20 protein-coding genes and 1 pseudogene are annotated in these 24,499 nt (G+C 74.6%); 7 read left to right on the forward strand and 14 right to left on the reverse strand.

Translation table 11 applies throughout. The annotated features are described in order from the left end of the window. Positions 1-222: 222 nt before the first annotated feature. Together ACWD4P_RS32960 and ACWD4P_RS32965 are read left to right on the forward strand one after the other, a co-directional pair. Positions 223-786: a hypothetical protein gene (locus ACWD4P_RS32960; RefSeq protein ID WP_449782185.1), complete on the forward strand. Its 564-nt coding sequence runs from the start codon at positions 223-225 to the stop codon at positions 784-786. Between the two features lie 95 nt (positions 787-881). After that, positions 882-1,400: a universal stress protein gene (locus ACWD4P_RS32965; RefSeq protein ID WP_359829693.1), complete on the forward strand. Its 519-nt coding sequence runs from the start codon at positions 882-884 to the stop codon at positions 1,398-1,400. A 7-nt stretch (positions 1,401-1,407) separates the two neighbouring features. Here ACWD4P_RS32965 and ACWD4P_RS32970 read toward each other — a convergent pair whose 3' ends face one another. The 9 genes and pseudogenes from ACWD4P_RS32970 to ACWD4P_RS33010 all read right to left on the reverse strand — a co-directional run. Beyond that, a complete protein-coding gene (locus tag ACWD4P_RS32970; protein WP_449782173.1) occupies positions 1,408-3,027 on the reverse strand; it encodes an amidohydrolase in 1,620 nt (539 codons plus the stop codon). Further along, entirely contained in the window at positions 3,024-3,866 is an 843-nt protein-coding gene (locus ACWD4P_RS32975) for a PaaX family transcriptional regulator (protein WP_359829691.1), read from the reverse strand. Before ACWD4P_RS32975 ends, ACWD4P_RS32970 begins: the two co-directional genes overlap by 4 nt. 118 nt (positions 3,867-3,984) lie before the next feature. After that, complete coding sequence (locus ACWD4P_RS32980) at positions 3,985-4,740, reverse strand: maleate cis-trans isomerase family protein (RefSeq protein WP_359829690.1); 756 nt, start codon at positions 4,738-4,740, stop codon at positions 3,985-3,987. A gap of 106 nt (positions 4,741-4,846) precedes the next feature. Beyond that, positions 4,847-5,797 (reverse strand): fumarylacetoacetate hydrolase family protein, encoded by a 951-nt coding sequence (locus tag ACWD4P_RS32985; RefSeq protein ID WP_449782174.1) that lies wholly within the window; start codon positions 5,795-5,797, stop codon positions 4,847-4,849. A 17-nt stretch (positions 5,798-5,814) separates the two neighbouring features. After that, complete coding sequence (locus ACWD4P_RS32990; protein WP_449782175.1) at positions 5,815-6,966, reverse strand: cupin domain-containing protein; 1,152 nt, start codon at positions 6,964-6,966, stop codon at positions 5,815-5,817. Further along, a complete protein-coding gene (locus tag ACWD4P_RS32995; protein WP_449782176.1) occupies positions 6,963-7,934 on the reverse strand; it encodes a carbon-nitrogen hydrolase family protein in 972 nt (323 codons plus the stop codon). The genes ACWD4P_RS32990 and ACWD4P_RS32995 overlap by 4 nt, the downstream gene beginning before the upstream one ends. 9 nt (positions 7,935-7,943) lie before the next feature. Next, positions 7,944-10,340 carry an oxidoreductase gene (locus ACWD4P_RS33000; protein WP_449782177.1) on the reverse strand — a complete coding sequence of 799 codons (2,397 nt, stop codon included), beginning with the start codon at positions 10,338-10,340 and terminating at the stop codon, positions 7,944-7,946. Beyond that, positions 10,337-10,720: an acyl-CoA thioesterase gene (locus ACWD4P_RS33005; RefSeq protein ID WP_359831126.1), complete on the reverse strand. Its 384-nt coding sequence runs from the start codon at positions 10,718-10,720 to the stop codon at positions 10,337-10,339. The genes ACWD4P_RS33000 and ACWD4P_RS33005 overlap by 4 nt, the downstream gene beginning before the upstream one ends. 36 nt (positions 10,721-10,756) lie before the next feature. Next, positions 10,757-12,364 (reverse strand): annotated as a pseudogene (locus tag ACWD4P_RS33010) (AMP-binding protein); the annotation flags it as partial. 237 nt (positions 12,365-12,601) lie between these two features. Between ACWD4P_RS33010 and ACWD4P_RS33015 the strand changes: the two are divergent. After that, complete coding sequence (locus ACWD4P_RS33015; RefSeq protein WP_449782178.1) at positions 12,602-13,963, forward strand: sensor histidine kinase; 1,362 nt, start codon at positions 12,602-12,604, stop codon at positions 13,961-13,963. Continuing rightward, the gene (locus ACWD4P_RS33020; protein WP_449782179.1) at positions 13,948-14,595 is read left to right on the forward strand and encodes a response regulator transcription factor; all 648 of its coding nucleotides are present in this window, start codon (positions 13,948-13,950) and stop codon (positions 14,593-14,595) included. Before ACWD4P_RS33015 ends, ACWD4P_RS33020 begins: the two co-directional genes overlap by 16 nt. Before the next feature lie 74 nt (positions 14,596-14,669). On the opposite strand, the gene ACWD4P_RS33025 is transcribed toward ACWD4P_RS33020, so the two are convergent. The 4 genes from ACWD4P_RS33025 to ACWD4P_RS33040 all read right to left on the reverse strand — a co-directional run bounded on the left by ACWD4P_RS33025 (position 14,670) and on the right by ACWD4P_RS33040 (position 19,227). Beyond that, positions 14,670-15,722 carry a hypothetical protein gene (locus ACWD4P_RS33025; protein ID WP_449782180.1) on the reverse strand — a complete coding sequence of 351 codons (1,053 nt, stop codon included), beginning with the start codon at positions 15,720-15,722 and terminating at the stop codon, positions 14,670-14,672. Positions 15,723-16,147: 425 nt separating this feature from the next. After that, entirely contained in the window at positions 16,148-17,161 is a 1,014-nt protein-coding gene (gene adhP / locus ACWD4P_RS33030) for an alcohol dehydrogenase AdhP (RefSeq protein WP_449782181.1), read from the reverse strand. 246 nt (positions 17,162-17,407) lie between these two features. Continuing rightward, a complete protein-coding gene (locus ACWD4P_RS33035) occupies positions 17,408-17,905 on the reverse strand; it encodes a GNAT family N-acetyltransferase (protein WP_359829005.1) in 498 nt (165 codons plus the stop codon). Beyond that, positions 17,902-19,227 carry a DUF6271 family protein gene (locus ACWD4P_RS33040; RefSeq protein ID WP_449782182.1) on the reverse strand — a complete coding sequence of 442 codons (1,326 nt, stop codon included), beginning with the start codon at positions 19,225-19,227 and terminating at the stop codon, positions 17,902-17,904. Before ACWD4P_RS33040 ends, ACWD4P_RS33035 begins: the two co-directional genes overlap by 4 nt. 359 nt (positions 19,228-19,586) lie before the next feature. Between ACWD4P_RS33040 and ACWD4P_RS33045 the strand changes: the two genes are divergently transcribed. The 3 genes from ACWD4P_RS33045 to ACWD4P_RS33055 all read left to right on the forward strand — a co-directional run bounded on the left by ACWD4P_RS33045 (position 19,587) and on the right by ACWD4P_RS33055 (position 22,783). Next, positions 19,587-20,765 carry a peptidoglycan-binding protein gene (locus tag ACWD4P_RS33045; protein ID WP_449782183.1) on the forward strand — a complete coding sequence of 393 codons (1,179 nt, stop codon included), beginning with the start codon at positions 19,587-19,589 and terminating at the stop codon, positions 20,763-20,765. Positions 20,766-21,001: 236 nt separating this feature from the next. Beyond that, positions 21,002-21,703 carry a DUF2269 domain-containing protein gene (locus ACWD4P_RS33050; RefSeq protein ID WP_449782184.1) on the forward strand — a complete coding sequence of 234 codons (702 nt, stop codon included), beginning with the start codon at positions 21,002-21,004 and terminating at the stop codon, positions 21,701-21,703. A 72-nt stretch (positions 21,704-21,775) separates the two neighbouring features. Beyond that, on the forward strand, positions 21,776-22,783 hold the full coding sequence (locus ACWD4P_RS33055) for an LLM class flavin-dependent oxidoreductase (protein WP_449782186.1): 1,008 nt from the start codon (positions 21,776-21,778) through the stop codon (positions 22,781-22,783). A gap of 101 nt (positions 22,784-22,884) precedes the next feature. On the opposite strand, the gene ACWD4P_RS33060 is transcribed toward ACWD4P_RS33055, so the two are convergent. Then, on the reverse strand, positions 22,885-24,417 hold the full coding sequence (locus ACWD4P_RS33060; protein ID WP_449782187.1) for an APC family permease: 1,533 nt from the start codon (positions 24,415-24,417) through the stop codon (positions 22,885-22,887). Positions 24,418-24,499: the final 82 nt, after the last annotated feature.

Raw genomic sequence — 24,499 nt, forward strand, 5'->3', positions numbered from 1 at the left:
GCGGCGTTGGGGTGCGTGCATCGCAAGGCGGAGGAGGGAGCCACTGCGGTGGGGGCACCTCCCGGCCGGAGGCTGGGGGCCATTGGCGACCGACGACAACGCGGCGAGGTGCGTGCCCCAACGCCGCCCCGCAGACGCGAGTTTGACGACAGACCCTAGGCTTCGGGTGTGGCGATCAACGGCTTCGGGGTCACCGAGTTCCAGCTGGTGCTGCTGCGTCGGATGGCGGACTTCCGGCCCGGACCGGTCGAGGAGGCGGTGCGGCGGCTCGGTGCCACCCGGACCTCGATGCGGGAGGCCAACAAGCGCTGGCAGGCGATGGTCCGCGCGCCGGGGTTCCCGCGCGGCGGCGCCCGGTACGCCGCGGTGCTCGGCCCGGCCGGGGCGAGCGTGCCGCGCCGGATCGGCGACCTCGCCTGCGTCGCGCGGCAGTGGACGCTGCCGCTCTGGCCCGAACTGCGCTTCGAGGTCCTGCTCGGCCCGGCGGAGATCGGCGGGCCGGTGCTGAACGAGTGGCTGGTGCGGGCGGCGGACGCGCCGGCGCCCGTGCTGCGCACCCTGGCCGACCTCGCGCCGTGGGGCTGCGTGGTGGGCGACGTCGGCGCCGCGTTCCCGCCGGCCGTGCCGCGGGAGGGGAGCGCGCCGACCAGGTTCCGGCTGGACTTCACGGCCCCGGACGCCGACGGCCGGCCGCGCCGGTGCGAGGCCGACTTCACCTGGGGGCTGCTCCAGGAGGTCCGTCCGATCGACGGCCAGGGCATGGGTATGCCCGGCGATGCAAGGTGATATTCAGTGAATGCCTTAGATTTGCAGGCCAAATGAGGGGTGTGGCAATCTAATCGCAGACATAGAAGAGTTCTGGCATCGGAAAGTGAAGGATCATGTCGGACGGCGCCCGCGTCATCGTCGGAGTCAGCGGTTCACTGCACAGCCTGACCGCCCTGCACCGGGCGGCCGAGGAGGCCCGGGTCCGGGGGGCCGTCCTGGTGCCGGTGCTGGCCTGGACGCCGGTCGGCGGCGAGCGCAACTACCGCGCCCGGCCGTGCCCGCCGCTGCTGCGCGCCTGGCAGGAACTCGCCGAGGCGCGGATGGCGAGCGCGCTGGAGCAGGCCTTCGGCGGGCTGTCGATCGGCGTGCCGGTGCGGCCGCTGGTCGTGCGCGGAGAGGTCGCGACCGTGCTGACCGGGCTCGCCGACCGCCCGGGTGACCTGCTGGTGGTCAGCACCGGTGAGCAGCGCGGCCTGCGGGCCGGACTGCGCGGGCTGGCGCGCCGCTCCGTCGCCCGGCGCTGCGTGAACCGGGCCCGCTGCGGCGTGCTCGCCGTCCCGCCGTCCACCCTGCACGAGGACCTGCGCGCGCTGCACCGCGGCATCGACCTGCGGGAGCTCGCGGCGGCCTGACGAGTCGTCAACTGCGGTGCACGGTCAACCCGTCGACCACGGTCCGGGTGGGTAGCAGTTCGCGCAGGGCGTCCGTCGGGCAGCTCAGTGGATCGGTCGGCCACACCGTGAGGTCGGCGAACGCCCCTGGCCGAAGGCTGCCGCGCACGGCGCTCTCGCCGGTCAGCCGGGCCGCGTTCACGGTGTGCAGGGCGATCGCCTCGGCTCGGTCGATCGCGTGCTCCGGGCCGACCACCCCGGCCGTGGTGCCCCGGGTGGTCATGCCCCACACCGACGCCATCGCGCCGTACGGGCCGACCGGGAAGTCCGAGCCCCCGGTGATCAGCGCGCCCTCGTCCAGCCACTCGCGCAGCGGGAAGAGCGCGGCGGTGCGCTCCTCGCCCCAGGCCCGCTGCTGGGTGAGCGCGCCGTCGTGCAGCAGCGGGTGCTGGACCGTCACCGGGATGCCGAGGGCGATCGCCCGGGCCCGCTGTTCGGGGCGGGCCAGGCCGCCGTGCTCGACCACCAGCGCGCCGGGGGGCAGACCGGGGTGGCGCTCGACCACCTGCGCGAAGACCTCCAGCAGTACCCGCAGTCCGCGGTCGCCCCAGGCGTGCACGCCGACCCGCCGGCCCCGTCCGACCACCCGCTCCACCGCCGCGCGCAGCTCGGCCGGCTCCCAGAGCAGCCGGCCGTGGTAGCACGGCTGCCCCCGGTAGGGCTCCTCCACCGCGCCCGCCTCGAAGCCGCCGTCGATCCCGAACTTGACGCCCCAGAGCCTCACCCGGTCGTCGTCGCGGCCGGCGGCGGACCAGTCGTCCATCCGGTCCAGCAGGGCGTCCACCTGCTCCGGGGTGCGGGCGGCGAAACCGGAGACCAGCGCCCGCACCCGGACGGCCAGGGCGCCCGCGGCCCGGGCAGCGTCCAGCACGTCGAGGTCCTCGACCGGCACCAGGCAGTCGCGGACGGTGCCGATGCCGGTGGCGGCGAACCCGGTGGAGGCGGCGCGCAGGCCGTCGATCCGCTCCGCGAGGGTGGGGCGCGGCAGCACCCGCTCGACCAGCTCGACCGCCCGGTTGACCAGCCGGCCGGTGAGCCGCCCGTGCTCGTCGCGCTCGATCACGCCGCCGGGCGGCGCCTCGGTGGCCTCGGTGATCCCGGCCAGCCGCAGCGCGGCCGAGTTGAGCACCATGTTGTACGCGCCGCGGCGCACCAGCACCGGGTGCTCGGCGGTGGTCGCGTCCAACTCCCCGGTGGTGGGCATCCGTTGCTCGGCCAGCAGCACCTCCTGCCAGTTCACCGCGGTGTGGATCCACTCCCCGGCGGGGGTGCGGGCGGCGCGCTCGCGGATCAGTGCGAGGAACCCGGTGAGGTCGCGGGCCCGGTGCACCGGCACGCCGTGGACGCTGTGGCCGGCCAGGATCAGATGGGTGTGGGTGTCGTCGAAGGCGGGCAGCACGGTCGAGCCGGGGGCGTCCACCACCTCGGTGTCCGGGCCGATCAGGGCGTCCAGGCCGTCGGGTGCGGGGGAGAGGGCGGTGATCCGGCCGCCGGTGGCGGCGATCGCCCGGCGGGGCGGCTCGCCGGGCACCAGGGTGTGCACGGCGGCGGCGCGGATCAGCAGGTCGGCGGGGGCGGGGGCGGTCATCGCGACTCCAGGGGGCGGGACAGGCCGGTGACCTTCTCGACGTACCGGAGGCTGGGCGCGGAGAGCAGTCCGTGCAACTCGGTGAACACCGCGCGGGCCGGCACCGCGTTCCAGTCGGCGGGCAGCAGCTGTGCGGGCAGCCCCGGGTCCAGGTACGGCAGCCGGCGCCACCGGGTGAGCATCGGCACGTAGTCGCGGAACGCCTCGGCCGGGTCGACCGGGGACCGTTCGCGCAGTTCCTCGGCGGCCGGGCGCCAGGCGTCGGCGAAGGCCGCGTACTGCGCTCCGATCGCCGGGAGGTCCCACCAACTCGCCACCGCGGCACGGAGATCGGCGAACCCGGCGTACTCGGCGGAGAGGAACAGGTGGACGTAGGCGCTCAGCCCCAGCCGGTCCAGCAGCCGACGGGCGTCCGGCAGCAGCCGGGCGGGTGCCAGCCAGACCCCCGGGGCGGCGTTGCCGAAGCCGAGCCAGCTCAGCCGGGAGCGCAGCTGGTGGCGGTGGGCGCGGGCGGACTCCGGCACCGAGAAGACCGCCACCACCCAGCCGTCGAGGAGTTCGGCGGGCTCCAGGCTGTGGAAGATCCGCCGGTCGCCCTCCTCGAACACCGGCTCCATCGCCGGGGCGAGCCGGTAGCCCATGGCCGACCGCCGCTCCTGGAGCAGGGTGCCGGCCTTCTTCAGCCGGGACATCGCCGAGCGGACGGCCGGGCCGTCGACGTCCAGCTCGGCCAGCAGGGCGATCAGGTCGGCGATGGATATCCAGCCGCCGAGCCGGCGGACGAACTCGCCGTAGACGGTGTGGATCAGGGAGCTCGGCCGGGGCGTGCTCTCGGACATGTGCGGTCCCTCCTCCCCGGCGACTGGTGGCGATCATAACGACGGTGCGGGCCCTGGGACGTGCCTTGCCGATCTTTGCCGCTTCCGGCGATCGGACCGGAACGGCCGGAACGGTCTGCTACGCGTACGCGCCGGAGAGCAGGTGTCCCGCCCCCGGGGCGAAGGCGGGCAGGCCGAGGGCGCGCAGGAGCTGGTGGGCGGTGCAGACGGCGGCCGAGACCACCGGCCTGCCCAGCTGCTGCTCGGCCTCCTCGACCGCGGACAGCGAGGGCAGCTGCACGCAGGCCGAGAGCACCACCGCGTCCGCGTCGGCGTGGCGCAGGCCGCGGGCGATCGCGGGCAGCCGGGCCGGGTCGTGGGCGGCCACGTCCAGGTTGTCGGCGATCTCCAGGGCGGCGTGGTCGAGCACCTCGATGCCCTCGGCGGCGAGGTACTCGACCACCGTGCGGGCCAGCGGCCGCAGGTACGGGGTGACCATGGCGACCTTCGCGGCCCCGAGTTCGTGCAGTCCGGCGACCAGGGCGCCGGCGCTGGTGACCACGGGCGCGGGGGCGCCGTTCTGGATGGTGCGCAGGTGCAGCCGCCGTTCGGCCTCGCGGTGGTAGCCGGGGCCGGTGGCCATCACGGCGACCAGGCAGGCGTAGCCGATCACGTCCACCCGGGCGTCCGAGAGTTCGGCGGCGCAGCGGTCGGACTCGGCGTCCATGGCGCGCAGTTGCTCGGGGGTGACTCTGGTCATCCGCATCCGGCTGGAGTGGAAGGTGAACCGCTCGGGGGCGACCGCCTCACGGGCCCGCAGCAGGGCGGGCACCTCGGTCTCCATGGTCACGTTGGAACTCGGGACGATCTGGCCGATCCGGTAGGTGGTGGTCATCGGGTGGACGGTCCTTTCCGGCTCCGGGGCGGGGTGGCGGCGGGGCGGCGACGGCCGGGTCGAAGGCCGGGTCGACGATCGGAGCGTCGGGTGCCGACCGGCGCGGTCAGCGGGCGTCGACGACCGGGTTGGCGAGCGTGCCGATCCGCTCGATGGTGGCCTCGACCAGGTCACCGGGCCGGAGGAACTGCGGCGGCACCATCCCGGCGCCGACGCCCGAGGGGGAGCCGGTGGAGATGACGTCGCCCGGTTCCAGGGTGACGCCGGAGGAGATGTCGGCGATCAGCCGGGCGACGCCGAAGAGCATGTGGCGGGTGTTGGAGTCCTGCCGCAGCTCGCCGTTGACCTTCAGCGAGAGGTCGAGCCGCTGCGGGTCGGGGATCTCGTCGGCCGTCACCACGACCGGGCCGAAGGGGGCGTAGCTGTCCTGGCCCTTGGAGAAGAACCACTGGCCGGAGCGGCGCTGGTCGCGGGCGCTGATGTCGTTGACGATGCTGTAGCCGAACACGTGCAGCAGCGCGTCCTCCTCGGCGACCCGGAAGGCCGGTGCGCCGATCACCACGGCGAGTTCGCACTCCCAGTCGAGCTGCTTGGTGAGCTCGGCGTTGTGCAGGATGGGCCCGCCCGGGCCGGTCACGGCGGTGGATGGCTTGCCGAACAGCACCGGGCGGTCGGGCAGTTCGCGGTCGGTGTCCAGGGTGCGGTGCGATTCGGCCACGTGCTCCACGTAGTTGAGCCCGACGCCGATGATCTTTCCGGGGCGCAGCGGTGCGCACAGCGCGACCTCGGCGAGCGGCCTGGTGGCCGGGGAGCCGGTGAGCAGTGCGCGGGCGGTGGCCAGGGCCGGTTCCCCGGCGCGGATGAGGCCGAGGAGGTCGGAGGGGAGCCGGACTCCGGCGGCGGTGGCGAGGGCGGTCAGGTCGGCGACGCGGTCGCCGTCGAGCCGGGCGCCGAGGCGCGGGGCGTCGGCGGCGGCGTCGGGGCGCTCGGTGCCGTGGGCGGCGTCGTACGTGCCGTGGGCGGCGGCGGTGTCGGTGCGGAAGGTCAGCAGGTGCATGGTGGTCGGGCTCCTGGTCAGGCGGTGGTGGTGGGCTGCTGCCCGTCCGGGTGGGCCTCCTCGCGGTACAGGCCGAGCGAGCGCATCACCGGGAAGTCGTTGAAGGAGAACAGGCAGGCGTCCTCGCCCTGGTCGAGGTTCGTGTGTTCGTGCCAGGCCCAGGACGGGACGACGAAGACGTCCCCCTGCTGCCACTCGAAGCGCTGCCCGGCGATCACCGAGGCGCCCCGTCCCTTGGCCGCGGTGTACACCACCGAGCCGGTGTGCCGGTGGGCGCGGGTGGCCTGGCCCGGGCGCAGCAGCTGCAGGTGGGCGGACATGGTCGGCATCACCGGGCCGCCGGTGGCCGGGTTGGTGTACTCCATGATCACGCCGTCGTGGGGCGACCCCTCGGCGGCCCGGGAGAGCCGGCACAGCGCGTCGTAGCTGGGTTCCCAGGGCCAGCCGAACAGCGGGGAGTAGGGCCGCGACCACTTCTCGACGCCGTACGGCAGCAGGTTGCCGCCGTAGCTGAGCAGCGAGGAGTCGGTGACCGGCCCCGGCCGCTGGTAGAGCTCCGGGTGGACCTCGTAGAAGTTGGCGTCGAGGGTGTTGACGAGGGGGATGTCCAGGCCGTCCTGCCAGATCACCGGGGCGTCGTCGGCCTCGTTGCCGTGCTCGTGCCAGGTGCTGTTCGGGGTGATAGCGAAGTCCCGCGGGCCGACCTTGAGCTTCTGGCCGTCCACGACGGTCCAGGCGCCGGTGCCCTCGTGGACGAAGCGCAGCGCGGAGGCCTGGTGGCGGTGGGCGGTCATCGCCTCGCCGGGGCCCATGATCTGCAGTCCGGTGTACAACAGGCCGACGGCGGCGCTCAGTTCGCGGCGGCCGGGATTCACCAGCATCACCACGCGGCGCCCGGCGTCGTCGGCCTTGACCAGCGGCAGCGCCTTGCGCACCAGGGGGCGGAGGTCGGCGTAGCGCCAGAGCACCGGGACGGACCTGGGCTGTGGGTACCAGGGTTCGATCTCGTTGGCGACCGTCCACAGGGCGCCGGCCTGGTGCTCGGCCAACTCACGGTAGTAGGCGCGTAGTTCGGGGCTGTCGGTGACCCTGGCCCGGCCGATCCGGTCGTCGTCGTGGTCGTCGCCGCGCCGGTCGTCCCGGGCGGGGGTGGGGTTGACGGTGGTCATGCCTCCTCCTCGGGGAGGGTCAGCGGCCGCAGCGGACGGTCGTCCACCCGCAGCCGGAAGACGTCGAAGCGGTTGTAGTGGCCGACGATGTCGTGCATCTGCTTGGGTTGGACGCAGCGGCCGAGGTCGATCTCGGCGTACACGATGCCCTCGTCGTCCACCAGCGGTTCGGTGACGGCGCGGCCGTCCGGGCCGAAGACCCCGGACAGGGCGCTGTGCGGGCGGGCGAGTTGTTTGCGGACCCGCGGGTCGTCGCCGGCGATCAGCTCCACGATCTCGGGCGAGACGGTGGAGCAGGAGACCACGGCGAACACCTTGCCCTCGAAGCAGTGCGCGGCCGTGCGCAGCGCGATCGAGTCCGCCATGTCGTAGTCCTCGGGGCCCACCGGCAGCGCGATGTAGCAGGCGGCGTGGACGAGTTCGCCCCGGGCCAGCAGGGTGAAGCGGGCCAGCGGGTTGGTGTTCTCGCCGCAGGCCAGCGCGCCGAGCGGGCCGACGGCGGTCGGGTGCACCCGGAGGGTGCTGCCGTCGCCCTGCCCCCAGGTCAGCTTCTCGGCCCAGGTCGGCATCAACTTGCGGTGAGCGTTGAGCAGTTCGCCGTCGGCGTCGATCACCAGCAGGGTGTTGTAGAGCAGCCCGACGCCGGGCCCGCCGCGTTCGTTGACCCCGATCACCAGCACCACGCCGGCCTGCCGGGCGGCGGACCGCAGGGTGTCGACGTACGGCCCGGGGACGTCCACGGCGGCCCGGTGGAGGCGCTCGAACCAGGGCGAGCCCTGCACCGGGTTCATCGTCCAGTTCCAGTACGGGTAACCGGGCACGAAGACCTCGGGGAAGACCACCAGTTCGGCGCCGTGCCCGGCCGCCTCGTGGATCAGTGCGACGGCCTTGTCGACGGTGGCGGCCGGGTCGAGGTAGACCGGGGAGGCCTGGACGGCGGCGGCGGTGAAACGGGGCAGCGGGGGCATGGTTGCTCGTCACTCCTCGGAGGTGGCGGAGGGGAGGGGCGGTGACCAGCGGCGGTGGACGGGCGCGGGCGGTTCGCGCAGCAGGTGCAGGCGCGGGGCGACCCGGTCGGCGTTCGGGCCCGGCGGCCTGCGGCTGCCCGCCCGCCAGGGCCCGGGCCAGCGGGCGCCCGGCCCGGTGTGGCCGCGCTCGGCGGCGGCGTGCAGCGTCCAGAGCGGGTCGTACAGCTGGGCGCGGCCGACCGCGACCAGGTCGGCCCGTCCGGCGAGCAGGACGGAGTCGGCGTCGTCGAAGCCGGAGATCGCCCCGACCGCGATGGTCGGCACGCCGGTGGCGGTGCGGATCAGCTCGGCGAAGGGCGTCTGGTAGCCGCGCCCGTACGGTGGCTGCTGGTGCGCCACCACCTCGCCGGTGGAGACGTCCAGCGCGTCCGCCCCGGCCCCGGCGAGCGCCCGGCAGATCGCCACGGCCTCCTGCTCGGTGGTGCCGCCGGGCGCCCAGTCGCTCGCCGAGATCCGCACCAGCAGCGGCCGGCCGGCCGGCCAGACGGCCCGCACCGCGCACAGCACCTCCAGGGGCAGCCGCAGCCGGTGCGCGAGCGGGCCGCCGTAGCGGTCGGTGCGCCGGTTGGTGAGCGGGGAGAGGAAGGAGGAGAGCAGGTGGCCGTGGCCGAACTGGAGCTCCAGGACGTCGAAGCCGGCCCGGGCGGCCCGCTCCGCGGCTGCCGCGAAGTCCGCTGTCACGGCGGCGAGTCGGACGTCGTCCGCCTCGTGCGGCACCGGGCTGTCGGCGTCCCAGGGGAGGGCCGAGGGGGCGATCAGCGGCCAGCCGTCGGCGAGCGGGCGGCCGATGCCGTCCGGCCCGGGTGCGGTGGTCGAGCCCCGACGGCCGGCGTGGGTCAGCTGGATGCCGAGCGGGGTGTCGCTCACCGCCCGGACGTCGTCCACGAGTCGGCGCCAGGCGGCCTCCTGGTGGTCGGTCCACAGGCCCGGGCACCGGTCGGTGGCCCGGCCCTCGGGGTCGACCGCCGTCATCCCGGCGATCACCAGCCCGGCGCCGCCGAGGGCGTGCCCGGTGAGCTGGGCGCGGTCGAAACCGCTGGGCAGCGCGTCGGGGGAGGTGAAGGTGGCCAGCGGGGGCACCACGACGCGGTTGCGCAGCTCCAGCGCGCCCAGCTTCAGCGGCCGGAACATCGGCGGCACCCCGGGCGAGCCGCCGAAGGCGGTGTCCACCGCGTCCACGAAGCCGGGGTCGCGGGCCCGCAGGTTGCCGTAGGTGACGCGCCGGCTGCGGGTGAGCAGGTTGAAGGCGAACTGGTCGGCGCCCTGTCCGGTGCGCCGCCCGATGGTCTCGAACCACTCCAGACTGGCCTGCGCGGCGCGCTGGGTGGACTCCACCACCGGGCGCCGCTCGGCCTCGAAGGCGGCCAGCGCCTCGTCCAGGGTGGGTTGTTCGCCCAGCGCCGCGGCCAGGGCGAGGGCGTCCTCCAGGGCGAGTTTGGTGCCCGAGCCGATCGAGAAGTGCGCGGTGTGCGCGGCGTCGCCGAGCAGAACCACGTTGCGGTGGCGCCAGCTCGCGTTGCGCACCGTGGTGAAGCGGATCCAACGGGAGGCGTTGGGGATCAGCCGGTGGCCGTCCAGGTGTCCGGCGAACAGCTCCGCGCAGCGCCGCACGCTCGCCAGGTCGCTCTCGCCGCGCGCGAACTCCCGTGCCGCCAGGGCCGCGAAGCCGGCGCGTCGCCAGGCGTCCGCGGCCGCCTCGACGATGAAGGTCGAGCGGGACGCGCTGTACGGGTAGGCGTGCACCTGGAGGACACCGAAGTCGAACCGCTCGACGATGAAGGTGAAGGCCTCGAAGACCTTGTCGGTGGCGAGCCACATGTAGCGGCAGTGGCGCTCGTCCAGGTCGGGGCGGAAGCTCTCCGGGTGGGCGGCCCGGGTGCCGGAACGGATGCCGTCGGCGGCCACCACCAGGTCGTACTCGGCGGCCAGCTGGTCGACGGGCGGGGCCGGGGTGCGGTAGCGCACGTCCACCGCCAGCTCGGCGCAGCGCTGTTGCAGGACGGCCCGAAGCCGGTTGCGGTCCAGGGCGGCGAAGCCGTGGCCGCCGCTGGTGCGGACCTCGCCCGCGTAGCGGACGTCGATGTCGCTCCAGCGGGCGAACTCGGCGCTGATCGCGGCGAAGACGCGCGGGTCGGCCCGGGCGATGCCGTCCAGGGTCTCGTCGGAGAAGACCACGCCGAAGCCGAACTCGGCCTCCCGGGCGTCCCGTTCGAAGACGGTGAGCTCCCGGCAGGGCGCCAGCTGCTTGGCCAGGGCGGCGAAGTAGAGACCGCCGGGGCCGGCGCCGACCACCGCGATCCGGGCCCGGTCCGGCGCCGCGCCCACGCGGTCGGCCCCGGGGGTCATCCGATCACCTCGGGCCGCTGGGGCCCCGCCTCCGCCAGCGTGCGGCGGACCCGCGCGGGCCAGGGCTCGGCGCCCCCGTCGTGCGGCGCCGCGTGCACCACCGACATCCGCCCGCACGCGGCGAGCCCGTGCGGGCCGTGCACCTCGAAGGCGTAGTGCAGCGAGGAGCCGCCGACCCGCACCACCCGCAGCTCGGTGCGGACCAGGTCGCCGAACCAGAGCCGCTCGCGGTAGTCGGCCTCGAAGTGCACCCGGGGGATCCGTCCGAACAGCTCGGCCAGCCCGAGCCGGCGCAGCAGGGCGGCCTCGGCCGCCTCGGCCCAGCGCTGCACGGCGGAGAAGTGGTAGTGCCCGGCGGCGTCGGTGTCCGACCACTCCACCCGGCGCTCGACGGTGACGCTGGCCGGGGTCAGCGCGGCCCGTCGGCGCAGCTCGGAGCGGAGCAGTTTGCCGGTCGCGGTGCGCGGCAGCTCGGGCACGAACTCGACCGCCCGCGGGTACTTGTACGGCGCGATGGTGCGCTTGACGTGCTCCTGGAGCTCGCGTTCCGTCTCCGGCCCGGCCGGTGCGCCGGCGCGCAGCACCACGTACGCCTTGACCACCGTGCCGCGCCGCTCGTCCGGTGCGCCGACCACCGCGCAGTCGGCGACGTCGGGGTGGGCGGCGAGCGCCTGTTCCACCTCGGGCCCGGCGATGTTGTAGCCGGCCGAGACGATCATGTCGTCGTTGCGCGCCCGGAACCAGAAGTAGCCGTCGCGATCCCGGACGTAGGTGTCGCCGGTGAGGTTCCAGCCGTCGCGCACGTAGTCCAGCTGGCGCTCGTCGTCCAGGTAGCGGCAGCCGGTCGGGCCCTTGACGGCGAGCATCCCGGGTTCACCGTCCGACACCGGGCGGCCCTGCCCGTCCAGGACCGCGGCCCGGAATCCGGGGACGGGCCGGCCGGTGGAGCCGGGGCGGATGTCCTGCCCGGCGGCCGAGACGAACACGTGCAGCAGCTCGGTGGCACCGATGCCGTCGATCAGCCGCCGGCCGGTGGCCGCGTGGAAGGCCTGCCAGACGGCGGCGGGCAGCGGCTCGCCCGCCGAGACGCAGCGCCGCACCCCGGCCAGCCGGTCGGCCAGTCCGGCGGCCAGGATCGCCCGGTAGGCGGTCGGTGCGGTGAACAGCACGCTCACCCGGTGGCGGTGCACCTGGTCGGCGAGCTGCTCGGGGGCGGCCTGTTCCAGCAGCAGGCTGGCGGCGCCCGCCCGCAGCGGGAAGACCAGCAGGCCGCCGAGGCCGAAGGTGAAGCCGAGCGGCGGGGTCCCGGTGAAGAGGTCCTCGGGCGTGGGGTCGAGCAGGTGGCGGGAGAAGGTGTCGGCGATGGCGAGCACGTCGCGGTGGAAGTGCAGGGTGGCCTTGGGGCGGCCGGTGGTGCCCGAGGTGAAGGCGATCAGTGCGACGTCGTCGGCGGCGGTCGGCACGGCGGGGAAGCCGGTGGGCTTGGCGGCGCAGCGGGCGGTGAGGTCCTCGGGGCCGGGGCCGCCGTAGCCGAGGACGCGCAGGCCCGGGGTCCGGGCCCGGTGCAGCTCGTCCAGGAAGCGGTGGTCGCACAGGGCGAGGACGGGGCGGGCGATGCCGTGCAGCTCGGTCAGCTCGGCGGCGCGCAGCAGCGGCATGGTGGTGACGGCCACCGCGCCGGCCTTCAGTACGCCGAGCCAACAGGCCGCCAGCCAAGGGGTGTTGGGGCCCCGCAGCAGGACCCGGTTGCCGGTGACGAGGCCGAGGTCCTCGGTCAGCAGCCGGGCGATCCGGTCGGCGTGGTCGCGCAGTTCGCCGTAGGACCAGCGCTCGGTGGGGGTGAGCAGGCAGCGACGGTCCGGGCCGAGGCGTTCGATGGTGTCGTCGAGCAGTGCGGCGGCGCAGTTCAGTCGGTCGGGGTAGGCCAACTCCGGTAGGTCGAATAGGAGTTCGGGCCACTGCTCGAAGGGTGGGAGGTGGTCTCGGCAGAACGTGTCCACGTGCGCCGAGGGGGAGAGCTCCATGGGCGGCACCTCGTCGTGCGAGCGGGAGTGAGGCCAGTATGGCGCGTCGGTGACGCCAGTCAAGAGAGCGATACATGCATTCGGGCGACGGCCGGGGGCGCTCGCCGTGCGCGCCCGGCGGATGGGGCCGGACCCACGACGGGGTGGGTCCAGCCACACTCCTGGGCCGACCGGCGCCTCGACCGGCTCGGCGGGGTGCAGAGTGGGGGTGTCGAACGGCGAGCGAGAGGCGGGGTCATGGGACGGCCGGATTCATGGGTCGGGCGTGCGGGAGCGGGGTTCGGGCGGGCGTGCGCGGTGGCGGCCGTCACCCTGTCGATCCCCGCCGTGTGGGCCGCCGCCGTGGCTCTGGGCATCCACTGGGGCCCGGCCAACCCCTGGTCGTGGCTGTTGCCGGTGGTGCTGGTGGTCGCGGGCACGCTCGCCCTGAGCCGTCCGGTCTGCCGGGCGGTCCGCTTCCTGGTCGAGCGGTGGACCGGCACCGCCGTCCCGGCGGGCTACCGGACGGCCGGGCCGGTCACCCGGATGTCCACCGGCTACTGGTGGAACGGCTACGGGTACGAGCGCAGCCGCCGGGACGCCGTGATGGACCAGTCCTGGCGGATCCGGTGGAGCGACCCGGCCACCCGGCGCGACCTGCGGTTCACCGGGATCGCCCCGATCGCGGCGGGCCTGCCCGCCGCGCTCCCGCCGGCCGCGGCGGTGGCGTCCGTGCTCGGGCTGCTCCGGCCGGAGCCGGCGGCCCGCGCGGCCGGGGTGCTCGCCGCGGTGGCGGCCGTCGCCGCCGCTCCGTACGCCTGGCGGCTGCTGGAGCCGGTGGCGGTCCGCTTCCTCGGTCCGTCCACCGCGATGCGGATGGCCGCCAGGGTCGACGAACTGACCGTGCAGCGAGCTGATGTGACGATCGGTCAGGCCGCCGAGATCCGCCGGATCGAGCGTGACCTGCACGACGGGGCACAGGCGGGCCTGGTCGCGCTCGGGCTCTCGCTGGCGACCGCCGAGAAGCTGATGGAGAGCGATCCCGAGCGGGCCAGGGCGCTGATGCGGGCCGCGCGGGCCGGGGCGGCGAGCTCGCTGGCCGAACTGCGCGACCTGGTCCGGGGCATCAACCCGCCGCTGCTGAGCGAACGCGGGCTGGTGGACGCGGTCCGCGCGCTCGCCCTGAACAGCCCGCTGGACGTGACCGTCACCGCCGACGGGCCGTTCCGGCTGGAGCCGCCGATCGAGTCCGCGGTCTACTTCGGGATCGCCGAACTGCTCACCAACGCGACCAAGCACGCCCGGGCGTCGGAGGTGCGGATCACCCTCGGGCACAGTGCGACCGGTGTGGTGGTGGAGGTCCTGGACGACGGCCGAGGCGGGGCGGAGGGGGGTGCGGTGACGGGGCGTGCGGTCCCGGGCGGCGCGGGGGAGAGAGCTACAGGGACGGGCAGAGCGGGGGCGGGAGGCACGGGGACGGGCAGAGCGGGGGCGGGAGGCGCGGGCGGCCTGGCCGGACTGCGCCGCCGCCTCGCGGTGTTCGACGGAACCCTGGAACTCGACAGTCCGGCGGGCGGCCCGACCCGTGCGACCATGGTGGTGCCATGCGAATCGTTGTAGCCGAGGACCTCTACCTGCTGCGGGACGGTCTGGTCCACCTGATCGAGGCCTACGGGCACCAGGTGGTCGCGACCGCCGCCACCGGCCCCGAGACCCTGGACGCCCTGCTGACCGCACGCCCGGACGTGGCCGTCATCGACGTCCGGATGCCGCCGACCCAGTCCGACGAGGGGCTCCAGGCGGCCCTGGCGGCCCGTCGGCAGGTGCCCGGGCTGCCGGTGCTGATCCTCTCCCAGCACGTGGAGCGGCTGTACGCCCGCGAGCTGCTGGCCGACGGCGCCGGCGGCATCGGCTACTTCCTCAAGGAGAGCGTGTTCGACGGCGAGCAGTTCATCGACGCCCTGGAGCGGGTCGCCGCGGGCGGCACGGCCCTGGACCCGGCCGTGATCGGCGCGCTGGTGTCCTCCGCCCCCTCCGACCGGCGGCTCGACCGGCTCACCGGGCGGGAACTGGAGGTGCTCGGCCTGATGGCGGAGGGGCTGTCCAACCAGGCCATCGCGCAACGGCTGTTCCTCAGCGACAGCGCGATCGGCAAGTACACCACCTCGATGTTCGGCAAGCTCGGGCTGACCGACGACGAGAACGGCAACCGGCGGGTGCAGGCCGTCCTGGCCTACCTCGACCGGGCCTGACCGTCGGAGGGCCCGGCCGCCCGGCCGCCCGGCGGCCCGGCCGTCAGGGCGTCGGGCCGTCACGGAGCGGGCCGTCAGGGCGTCGGGTCGGTGCCGGCGGCGTCCGGGGTGCTGTCGCCCTGGGCCTGCCGGGCGTGCTCGGCGAGCAGCCGGACGAGGCCGGGGAGCGGGTCGTCGGCGACCACCGCGCCGCGGTCGTCGTCACGCACCAGCAGCAGCACGGCGCCGACCCGGACCAGCGTCACCGCCGACGACCCCCGTACCCGGGCGGCGCTCCGGTCGCCGATCCCGGCGAGGGGCGCCGCCGTCGGATCCTCTCCGGGGGTGCGGTCGAGCGCGGTGGCGAAGGCCTGCGCGGCCGTTCCCGGGGAGTCGAAGGCGACCGCGTCGACCGTCACGTGCCGACTGTCGGCGGCCGCGAACGTCACGGTGGCATGGGCGAGTTGACGGTCGCAGGAGTTCGGGAGCAGACACGGCAGCGAGCCGCCCCGGCCCGTCCCCGACTCGGGCCCGCTCGCCACCTGCCAGCCGGCCGGAACCGACCGGGCCTCCGGCAGCACACCCCGCAGCAGCGCGGGGTCGCGCAGGACCGGAGCGGCGTGCGCCAGATCGGGCCCGCCCGGCTTCAGCAGCGGGCGCGAGCCCAGGTGGACGCCGAGCGCGACCAGGACGGCGATCAGGACCAGGGCGAGCGCCACCACGATCCCGGTGCCGCTCCTCCGGGCGGCCAGCGCTCGGGCCCGGGCGACCGCCGCGGGGCCGGTCCGCAGCTGGACGGTGGCCGGGCCCTTCGGCGGTGGCGCGGACGGCGGGCCGAGCCGCAGCTGCACGGTGCCGGGCTCGCCGCGCAGCTGGACGGTCGGCGGATCGCCGGGCTTCCCGAGCCCGGTGGTGGCCAGGTACCGCGCGAACGCCGGGTCCGCGGCCAGCAGGTGCGCGACCGCGGCGGTGAGCAGTGCCCGCGCCTGCGCGTCCCCCGGCCCCGACTCCGCCGCCGCGAGCGCCCGGGCCCCATCCGGCACCATCCGCAACCGCGCCCGTACAACGTCCGCCACCGCCTGGTGCGGCCCGTCGCCCAGCAGTGCCGCCGTCACCGCCTCCGGTGCGGGCCCCCGGCCGTCCCCCATGGCAACTCCCCTTGCCGCACGAGTGGTTGCCCCCATGATCCCGGACCGCGGGGCACTTCGTACCCATGCCGAACGGAACGGAGACGCAATCGCGACCGCTTCCGGACACCGGCCGCCGCCGAGGCCGGGTTCCGCCCCCGGGCGGTCACCCGCCGGTCACCCTGCGGTCATCGGGAAGCCATCGGGCGGTCATCCGGCCGTCCGTGACGGGGACGCCAGGGTCGGGCCGGCTGCCCGGCGGTGACGGCATCCGGACATCGTGCCCGCCGCCGGCCGGACCCGCCGACGATGTGCGGGCCCGGCGGAGTGCGGCCGCCGAGGCGGTGGCCGACGGGTGCGTTTCGGCCGGCCCCTGTCCCCGGCCCCGGCCCCTGTCCCCGACGGCCCGGTCCGACGCGTCCGGCCCGGCCCTTCCGCGTGGCCGGTCAGCGCAGGTCGAAGACCAGGCGGGCGGAGACCTTGCCGCTCAGCACCTCCTCGAAGCAGGCGTTCACGTCTTCCAGCCGCCGGGTCTCGCGGATCACCCGGGTGCGGCCGAGGGCGTGCAGCCGGAACACCTCGGCGAGGTCCTCGCGGGTGCCGACGATCGAGCCGACGACCTTGGTGCCGTTCAACACCGTCTCGAAGACCGGCAGTTCGAGTTTGCCGCCGGCCGGGAGTGCGACCAGAACGAGGGTGCCGCCGCGCCGAAGCGCGCCGTAGGCGGCCTGGAAGGAGGCGTTGCTGACGGCGAGGGCGATCGCGGCGTGGGCACCGCCGAGGGCCTGGACCTCGGCGGCGACGTCCTGGGTGCGGGCGTCGAGGACGTGGTCGGCGCCGAGTTCGCGGGCCAGTGCGAGCTTGTCGTCGGTGACGTCGACGGCGATGGTCTCGGCGCCGAAGATCCGGGCGTACTGGAGGGCCAGGTGGCCGAGCCCGCCGATGCCGGAGACCAGCACCCGGGTGCCGGGGCCGGCGTCGGAGACCTTGAGCGCCTTGTAGGTGGTGACGCCCGCGCAGGACAGCGGTGCGGCGTCCAGCGGGTCGATGCCGTCCGGGACGGGGACGACGTAGTCGCCGTGCGCGAGCGCGTACTCGGCGTACGCGCCGTCCACCGAGTAGCCGCTGTTGTGCTGCTGGAGGCAGAGCGTCTCCCAGCCGGTGACGCACTGGTCGCAGCGCCCGCAGGCGTCCGCGAGCCAGGGGATGGCGACCCGCTCGCCCACCCGGACGTGCCGGACCCGGTCGCCGGCCGCCTCGACCACGCCGACGCCCTCGTGCCCGGGGACGAACGGCGGGCTGGGCTTGACCGGCCAGTCGCCGTGGGCGGCGTGGATGTCGGTGTGGCAGAGGCCGGAGGCCTCGATCCGGACCCGGACCTGGTGCGCGGCCGGCTCGGGTACCGGATGCTCCTCGACGGTCAGCGGTGCGGTGAACTCGCGGACGACGGCGGCCTTCATGCGCTGCTCCTCGGTCGTGCGGGCGTGCGGGCGTGCGGACGTGTGTTGCCGGCGGGCTGCGGAGGGGACGCAGCCCGCCAACAGCTTCACCCGATGGGGTGAGTTCCGCAGCCGTGGCTAGGCCGAAAGAGTGATCATCTGTGGAGGGTCGGTGCAGGACGACCGGTACAGGACGACCAGTGCATGAGGACCGGTGCGGGAGGACCGGTACCGGAGGGCGGGCGAACCGACGAACCGCCCGCCCGTTCAGCCCACCGGCATGGACATGTACACCGCCCGCCGTCCGTAGCAGGCGGGCACCGGCACCTCCCGGTGCGCCCGGTAGCCGAGCAGCCGCAGCAGGATGTCCGTCCCGCGCACCGCGACCATCGAGATCCGCTCGTACCCCTGCTCGCTCGCCTGCTCCCGGAAGTGCCGGATGAAGCCCAGCGCGACGTCGCGGCCGCGCAGCTCCTCGGCGATCACCAGGTCGTGGACGTGCAGGTTGGTCGAGCGGAAGGCCTGTTCCTCCGGGCGGCTGAGGTCCGGGCAGCTCAGCGGCGGGTACGGCAGGCTCAGGAGGTAGCCGCACACCGCGCCGTGCCGCTCCAGGACGAAGCAGGTGTCGGGCGAGCTGCGGGCCCGCGACTGGAGCGCCTCCCGGCCCTCGGACAGGCCGTCGGCCGCGTAGGCGTCGTGCTCCAGCGCGACCACGGCGTCCCAGTCGTCGTCGGTCAGCAGCCGGATCCGGAGGTCCTCGCTCACCAGGCCGGAACCTCCGAGGCGGTGCCGAGGCCCTCGGCGCGGGAGGCGGCCACCAGCGCCGCCCAGGCCTCCACCAGCACCGCCCAGCGCTCGGCGTCCTCCCGCGCCTCGTCCAGCAGCTGTTGGCGCCGCCCGGCCACCACGTCGGCGAGCTCGGCGTACTTGCCGCCCAGCTTGCGGTAGGAGCTGTCCAGCACGTCCAGGCAGTGCTCGTTCCCGGCCCGGTCCCAGTCGACGCTGCCCCGGACCAGGCCGAGGATCGGCTCGACCCGCAACCCGTGCCGCTCGTCCAGCAGGTCGCGGCCGAGGTCGATCATCCCGCCGTAGACCGGGTACAGGTAGAGCATCGAGAGCAGGAACTTGACGAACCGCAGCTGGTAGTCGACGAAGCCGGCGCCGGTGCGGCGCTCGGGCGTGTAGTAGTTGACGATGTGGCGGTTGTGGACGACGCCGGGCAACCGGGAGTGGACCAGGGCGTGCAGCAGGGCGTAGTCGCTGCCGATGGTCTCGATCGAGGGCAGCAGTGGCAGCACCTCGTAGGCCCGGTGGTCCAGGGCGATGTTGCACATGTAGACGTCCCAGATGTCGGGCACGCCGAGGACGGACTCGTCGGTGCCGAACGGCTCGGCGCCGGCGCCCTTGAAGGAGACCTCCACCATGGCGTCCCGGTCCTCGTCCGGCCACACCGGCGGGGTCCACAGGCGCACGATCTCGTGGTAGACGGCCGGGTCCAGCTCGTGGATCTCGCTGATGTCCACGTTGAGTTCGCCGATGAAGGAGCCGCTGACCAGCATCACCGGCTTGTCCGCGTCGGCCGGGTCGAGCTCGGAGCGGGACACGCCGGCCGCCGCCTCGCCGGCCGGGCGGCCGATCGAGAGCAGCTCGTGGTGGATCGGGAAGACCTTCCGCCCGTCGACGACCTGGAAGTCGGCGTCGTCGTTGCGCAGGTGCGTCGAGGTGCAGCCCAGGGCGGCCGCGCCGAGGAAGAGCCGGTTGACGCAGGAGCCGTACGCGACGGCCCGCGGGAGCATCAGGTCGAGCAGCAGTTCGGGGTCGGCGGCGCCGGAGCGCTCGGCCACCCGGCGCAGGAACTCCCGCTGCCGCGCCTCGCCGAGGTGGTGGACGACCACGCCGGGGGCGGGCTCCAGCGCGGCCACGGCGCCCGCGTTCTTCGCGAACGCGTCGGCGTCGGTGGTGTCGAGGACGAGCAGGTGCACCTCGACCCCGAAGGTCGCGACGGCGTAGGCCGCCTCTTCGGCGAGGTCCGCGATGGTCTCGGGGCAGGGCCGCATGGTGGGCAGGGCGAGGCAGACTCTTTGCATGGTGCGGGTTACTCCATCGGATCGTCAGATTTGGTTCCACGACGGCCAGTTGATCGCGTTCGACAGCTCCGGGCGCGGGCCGGCGCCGGTCCGCCGCACCACCGTGGACTAGACCACTTTTGATGTCAACGATTGACAGCGGGGGCCCCGTGGGGTGGAATGCGCCCCCTCCCCCGCCCGATCGGCCGCCCCCGCACGGGCGCCCGGTTCGCACGCGGGGTCGAATGCCCCCCGTGTAGTCGAACGGCCGCGCGGGCCAAGGGGGTTCATCGCCGCGCATTTGCGCCTCGGGGTCAATCCACGAGCCGTACCTGCCGATACCGGAGGTGATGCCCTCACACCGTTCGGAGGAGCCAGAAATGCCCGAACTGTGGCTGCCCGGTGCCGAGATCCACGACCTCGGCGACCACGCACCGACCGACCAGCAGTACCCGCCGAAGGCCATCGCCCACATCACCTGGGACCGCAACGCGACCGCCGCCGCCCCGCAGGACTGGTGCTCCTACGAGGACCTGGTCGGCTACTTCACCGGCAGCGGCTCCGGTGCCGCGCCGCACCTGGTCTGGGACCCGTTCAGCGGCCGGACGGCCCAGCTGTTCCCGGCCGACTCCCGCTCGAAGAGCCTGCTCAGCCCCGCCCAGAGCCCGACCCGGACCAACCGGGCCGGGCGGGTGGTGATCCAGATCGAGGCGGTCTTCTTCCCCTACTGCCGCTACCAGGGCGGCGTCTACCCGCGGCTCGTCGACACCCCCTGCGCCGGCTGGGACCGGATCCACGCCTGGATCTCCTCCTGGGGCGTGCCGGACATCTGGCCGATGGGCCGGCCGACCGACTTCTCCGGCAACCGCGACGAGCGGATCTGGGAGGCCGCCGGCGGCTGGTACGCGCACGCCCACGTGCCGTACAACGACCACACCGACCCCGGATCCTGGCCGGACCTCCTGATCGGGCCCGGTTCACCGAACATCCCGCCCCCGCAGCAGTCCGAGCCCGCCCGCTACCAGGTCAGCATCAACGGCCTGCCGTACGGGTACGGCGCCCAGGGCTACCAGGTGACGGTGGTCGGCCGGGCGCTGGTCTCGCACGGCTTCGGCGACCACTACCAGTCCGGCCCCGGCCCGAACTGGACGGACGCGGACACCGAGAACTACGCGGACTACCAGGGGAGCCTGGGCTACTCCGGGCAGGCGGCGGACGGGATCCCCGGCGAGAGCTCGCTGCGGCGCCTGCTCGGCTACCTGCCCGCGCAGCGGACGGTCTCGGTGTCCCACCTGCTCGCGGCCGCCGGGACGGACCCGGGCGCCGCCCAGGGGCACCTGACGTACCCGGCCGAGGTGGCGATCGTGGAGCAGGCGCTCGTCGACGAGGGGCTGCTCGACCAGCGGTGGGTGGACGGCTCGTTCGGGACCCGCACGGTCTCCGCGTACGCGGCCTGGCAGCGGCGCTGCGGGTACGAGGGAGGAGCGGCGGACGGGATCCCCGGCCAGGCCTCCTTGCACCAGCTGGGCGCGGCCCACGGCTTCGCGGTGACCGACTGAGGCGGGCCGCCGCCGGGGAGGCCCGGCGGGCGGCGCTCCCGGGGGTGCCGCCCGCGGTGCCGCTTCCGGGGGTGCTTACCGTCGTGCTACTCCCGGGGGAGGCGCGGCCCGACGATTGCCGGGAGAGCGTACTCGCCCGGGAGTAGCCGAAGTTACTTCCACCGTCAGATGCCGGATGAGGCGCGGACGGGAGAGCCTGGGGACGTCCTCGTGACCCGGACTCGAAGGAGGTCCCCTTGCGCTCGCCCACCGGCGCCGTCGCGGCGTCCGAACCGATGCCACGGCGCGTGGCGGCACCGGCGTCCGCCGGCCGCCGCCTGCCTCCGGCGGTCCGCAAACCGCTGGTCGTCCTGCACGTCGTCGCCTCGGTGAGCTGGCTGGCCCTGATGCTCTGCCTGCTCACCCTGGCGGTGGCGGCGTTGACGACCACGGACGCCGACCGGCTGCGCACCGCCTACCGGGCGATGGGTCTGCTCGGAGACGCGCTGATCCTGCCGCTGAGCCTGCTCACCCTCCTCAGCGGGGTGGTGCTCGGGCTCGGCACCTCCTGGGGGCTGTTCCGGTACTACTGGGTGAGCGCCAAGTTCTGGCTGACGCTCGGGGCGATGACGGCCTCGCTGCTCGCCCTCACCGACCGGCTGCACGACGCGGTGCGGGTGGCGGACGCGCACCCGACCGGCCCGATCACGGCGGCGGACCTCGGCTTCGTCCGCTACAACACGGTGATCGTGCCGGCGGTGGCGCTGACGCTCTACCTGCTCAACGTGATCCTCTCCGTGTACAAGCCCTGGGGCCGCCGCCCGGCCAGGGCCTCGGCCCGGACCACGGCCGGGGCCGCGACTCGGACCACGGCCGGGGCTGCGACTCGGACCACGGCCGTGGACACGGCCGGGTCCCCGGAGGCCCGGCGGGGCCGAATACCGGGGGCGGGCACCTGACCGGCCCGCGGTCGGCCCCGACCCGGGCCGCCCGGGGAATGCCCGCGCGGCGGGCGGGCGTTGTCCACCGACGTGACCAGCGCCGCGCCCACGACCAGGCTCTCCGTGCTCGACCGCTCCCGGACCAGACAGGGCGAGGAGCCGGCCCAGGCACTGCGGGACACGGTGGCCTTCGCCCGTGAGGCGGAGCGTCTCGGCTACCACCGGTTCTGGGTCTCCGAGCACCACGGCGTGCCGGGGGTGGCGGGATCGGCGCCCACCGTGCTCGCCGCGGCGGTGGCGGCCGCCACCACCCGCATCCGGGTCGGCACCGGCGGGGTGATGCTGCCCAACCACCAGCCGCTGGTGGTGGCCGAGCAGTTCGGGGTGCTGGCCGCGCTGTTCCCGGGGCGGATCGACATGGGGCTCGGGCGTTCGGTGGGCTTCACCGACGGGGTCCGGCGGGCGCTCGGACGGGAGAAGGACGCCGCCGAGGAGTTCGGCGCCCAGCTGGCCGAACTCCTCGGCTACTTCGACGGCTCGCAGCAGGCGCACCGCGGGGTCCACGCCCGGCCGGCCGAGGGGCTCAGCGTCCCGGCCTTCGTACTGGCCACCGGTGCGGGCGCCGACCTGGCCGCCGAGGCCGGGCTGCCGCTGGTGATCGCCGCCGCGCGCGGGGAGGAGCGGATGCTCGCGGCGATCGACCGCTACCGCACCCGGTTCCGCCCCTCCGCGCAGGCCGCCGCCCCGTACGTGGTGGTCTCGGGCACGGTGGCGGTCGCCGGGACGGTCGAGCGGGCGCGCGAGTTGCTCGTCCCGGAGGCCTGGTCCGGTGCGTACTCCCGCACCCACGGCGAGTTCCCGCCGCTGGCCCCGGCGGCGGAGATCCGGGCCCGGGAGATGACCGCCCGGGAGCGGGCCGCGTACGAGCAGTCGCTCAAGGGCCACATCGCGGGCACCCCGGAGCAGGCCGCCGCCGAGGTGGCGGCGCTGGTCGGGCGCAGCGGGGCGGACGAGTTCCTGGTCACCACCAGTACCTACGACCGCGCCGCGCTGCTGGACTCCTACCGGCTGCTCGCCGAAGCCGTCGGCCAGGCCTGAGCGGGCGGCGGCGAGGGCAGGGTCCGGGCGGGGCACTCACCCCACCCGCCACCCCGCCTGCCGTGCCGCCCCCCCGGTGACGCCCACCGCGCCTCGGCCGCTCAGCCCGCGTCGACCTCGGTGGTCCCGAGCCGCGCGTACACCTCCGGCCGCCGCGTCCGCAGCCGCAGGGCGATACCGACGCCGGTCAGGAACACCACCGGCACGATGGCGACCAGCGGCCAGTTGACCTCCGGACCGGCACCGGTGAACAGGTCGAGCCGCCACACCACCAGCGCGGTGGCCCCGCACAGCAGCACGGTGGCGGTCAGCGGCGCCACGACCGTACGGAACACCCCGGCGCGCGCGGCGGCCGCCCGGTTGCGACGGAAGAAGGCGAACACGGCGAGGGCCGCCAGTACTTGGAGCAGCAGGATGCCGACCACCCCGGGGGAGTTCACCCAGAGGAAGAACTGGTCGTACGGGTCCGCGCCGATCAGCGCCGCCACCCCGACGGCCACCGCCGCCAGCACCGACTGCGCGATGCCGCCGATCCACGGCGAGCCGTGGCGCGGGTGGATCCGGCCGAGCGCGGCCGGTGCGGCCTGCTCGGTCGCCAGCGCGTAGCCGTACCGGGTGATCGTGTTGTGGAAGGCGAGCAGCGCCGCGAGCAGGCTGGTGACGATCAGCACCCGCTGCACGTCCGTCGCCCAGCCGCCGACGTAGTCGGTCATCGCGGTGAAGAACATCCCGGCCGGGTCGGCGGTGGCGGTGGCGACGGCCTCGGTGTCACCGAAGGCCTGCACGATCATCCAGGTGACGAAGGTGTAGAAGAGCCCGAGGAAGGCGATCGCGGCGTAGGTCGCGCGCGGCACGGTCCGGTGCGGCTGCCGGGCCTCCTCGCGGTAGATCGCGGTGGCCTCGAAACCGATGAAGGCGGCGAAGGAGAGCCCGAGCACCCCGCCCATCCCGCTGGAGAAGACGTGCTCGGGAGCGAACGAGGTCAGGCTCAGCCCGTGCGCCCCGCCCTTGACCAGCACCGCCACCGCGAGCACCACCAGGATGCCGGTCTCGGCGATCAGCAGTGCCCCGAGCACCTTGGCGCCGAGGTCTATCGAGCGGAACCCGAGGAACCAGACCACCGCGACCCCGAGCAGCGCCCAGACCGGCCAGGGCAGGTCAAGCCCGAGCAGGTCGGCGGCCGTGGTGTGGGCGAAGAATCCGAAGGCGCCGAACATGCCGATCTGGATCGCGTTGTACGAGAGCACCGCCAGCAGTGCCGCGCCCAGCCCGGCCGCCCGGCCGAGGCCCCGGGTGACGTAGGCGTAGAAGGCGCCGGCGTTGCGGATGTGCGCGGTCATGGTGGTGAACCCGACCGCGAAGAGCGCCAGCACCACGCCAGTGGCCAGGTAGGCGACCGGCGTGCCGATGCCGCCGAAGGAGATCGCGAACGGCGCCACACCGGCCATCACGGTCAGCGGTGCGGCGGCGGCCACGACGAAGAAGACGATGTCGCCGGTGCCGAGCACCCCGCGCTCCAGCCCGCCGGCGGCCCCCGGAGCGGTGGATGCGGCGGAAGTGGCGGAAGTGGCGGAAGCGGGGGAGCCGGAGGAACGGAGTGCGGAGGAGGAGGCCGCGTCGGAGGGCAAGGTCATGGGGGAGCTCTCCTTGGGTCGTGCCACGTTGTAGCCGTTGTTGGACAGGATGATGTCGACCAGGTTCTTGCCGATGTCGTGG

The sequence above is a fragment of the Kitasatospora sp. NPDC002543 genome, assembly GCF_053594915.1.

Excerpts from the sequence above, each read along its gene's own strand:
- ACWD4P_RS32995 (WP_449782176.1), bottom strand. The coding sequence starts at position 7,934 with ATGCCCCCGCTGCCCCGTTTCACCGCCGCCGCCGTCCAGGCCTCCCCG.
- ACWD4P_RS32975 (WP_359829691.1), bottom strand. The coding sequence starts at position 3,866 with ATGTCCGAGAGCACGCCCCGGCCGAGCTCCCTGATCCACACCGTCTAC.
- ACWD4P_RS32960 (WP_449782185.1), top strand. The coding sequence starts at position 223 with ATGGCGGACTTCCGGCCCGGACCGGTCGAGGAGGCGGTGCGGCGGCTC.
- ACWD4P_RS32965 (WP_359829693.1), top strand. The coding sequence starts at position 882 with ATGTCGGACGGCGCCCGCGTCATCGTCGGAGTCAGCGGTTCACTGCAC.
- ACWD4P_RS32970 (WP_449782173.1), bottom strand. The coding sequence starts at position 3,027 with ATGACCGCCCCCGCCCCCGCCGACCTGCTGATCCGCGCCGCCGCCGTG.
- ACWD4P_RS32985 (WP_449782174.1), bottom strand. The coding sequence starts at position 5,797 with ATGCACCTGCTGACCTTCCGCACCGACACCGCCGCCGCCCACGGCACG.
- ACWD4P_RS33045 (WP_449782183.1), top strand. The coding sequence starts at position 19,587 with ATGCCCGAACTGTGGCTGCCCGGTGCCGAGATCCACGACCTCGGCGAC.
- ACWD4P_RS33025 (WP_449782180.1), bottom strand. The coding sequence starts at position 15,722 with ATGGGGGACGGCCGGGGGCCCGCACCGGAGGCGGTGACGGCGGCACTG.
- ACWD4P_RS33020 (WP_449782179.1), top strand. The coding sequence starts at position 13,948 with ATGCGAATCGTTGTAGCCGAGGACCTCTACCTGCTGCGGGACGGTCTG.
- ACWD4P_RS33060 (WP_449782187.1), bottom strand. The coding sequence starts at position 24,417 with ATGACCTTGCCCTCCGACGCGGCCTCCTCCTCCGCACTCCGTTCCTCC.
- ACWD4P_RS32980 (WP_359829690.1), bottom strand. The coding sequence starts at position 4,740 with ATGACCACCACCTACCGGATCGGCCAGATCGTCCCGAGTTCCAACGTG.
- adhP (WP_449782181.1), bottom strand. The coding sequence starts at position 17,161 with ATGAAGGCCGCCGTCGTCCGCGAGTTCACCGCACCGCTGACCGTCGAG.
- ACWD4P_RS33000 (WP_449782177.1), bottom strand. The coding sequence starts at position 10,340 with ATGACCCCCGGGGCCGACCGCGTGGGCGCGGCGCCGGACCGGGCCCGG.
- ACWD4P_RS33040 (WP_449782182.1), bottom strand. The coding sequence starts at position 19,227 with ATGCAAAGAGTCTGCCTCGCCCTGCCCACCATGCGGCCCTGCCCCGAG.
- ACWD4P_RS32990 (WP_449782175.1), bottom strand. The coding sequence starts at position 6,966 with ATGACCACCGTCAACCCCACCCCCGCCCGGGACGACCGGCGCGGCGAC.
- ACWD4P_RS33015 (WP_449782178.1), top strand. The coding sequence starts at position 12,602 with ATGGGACGGCCGGATTCATGGGTCGGGCGTGCGGGAGCGGGGTTCGGG.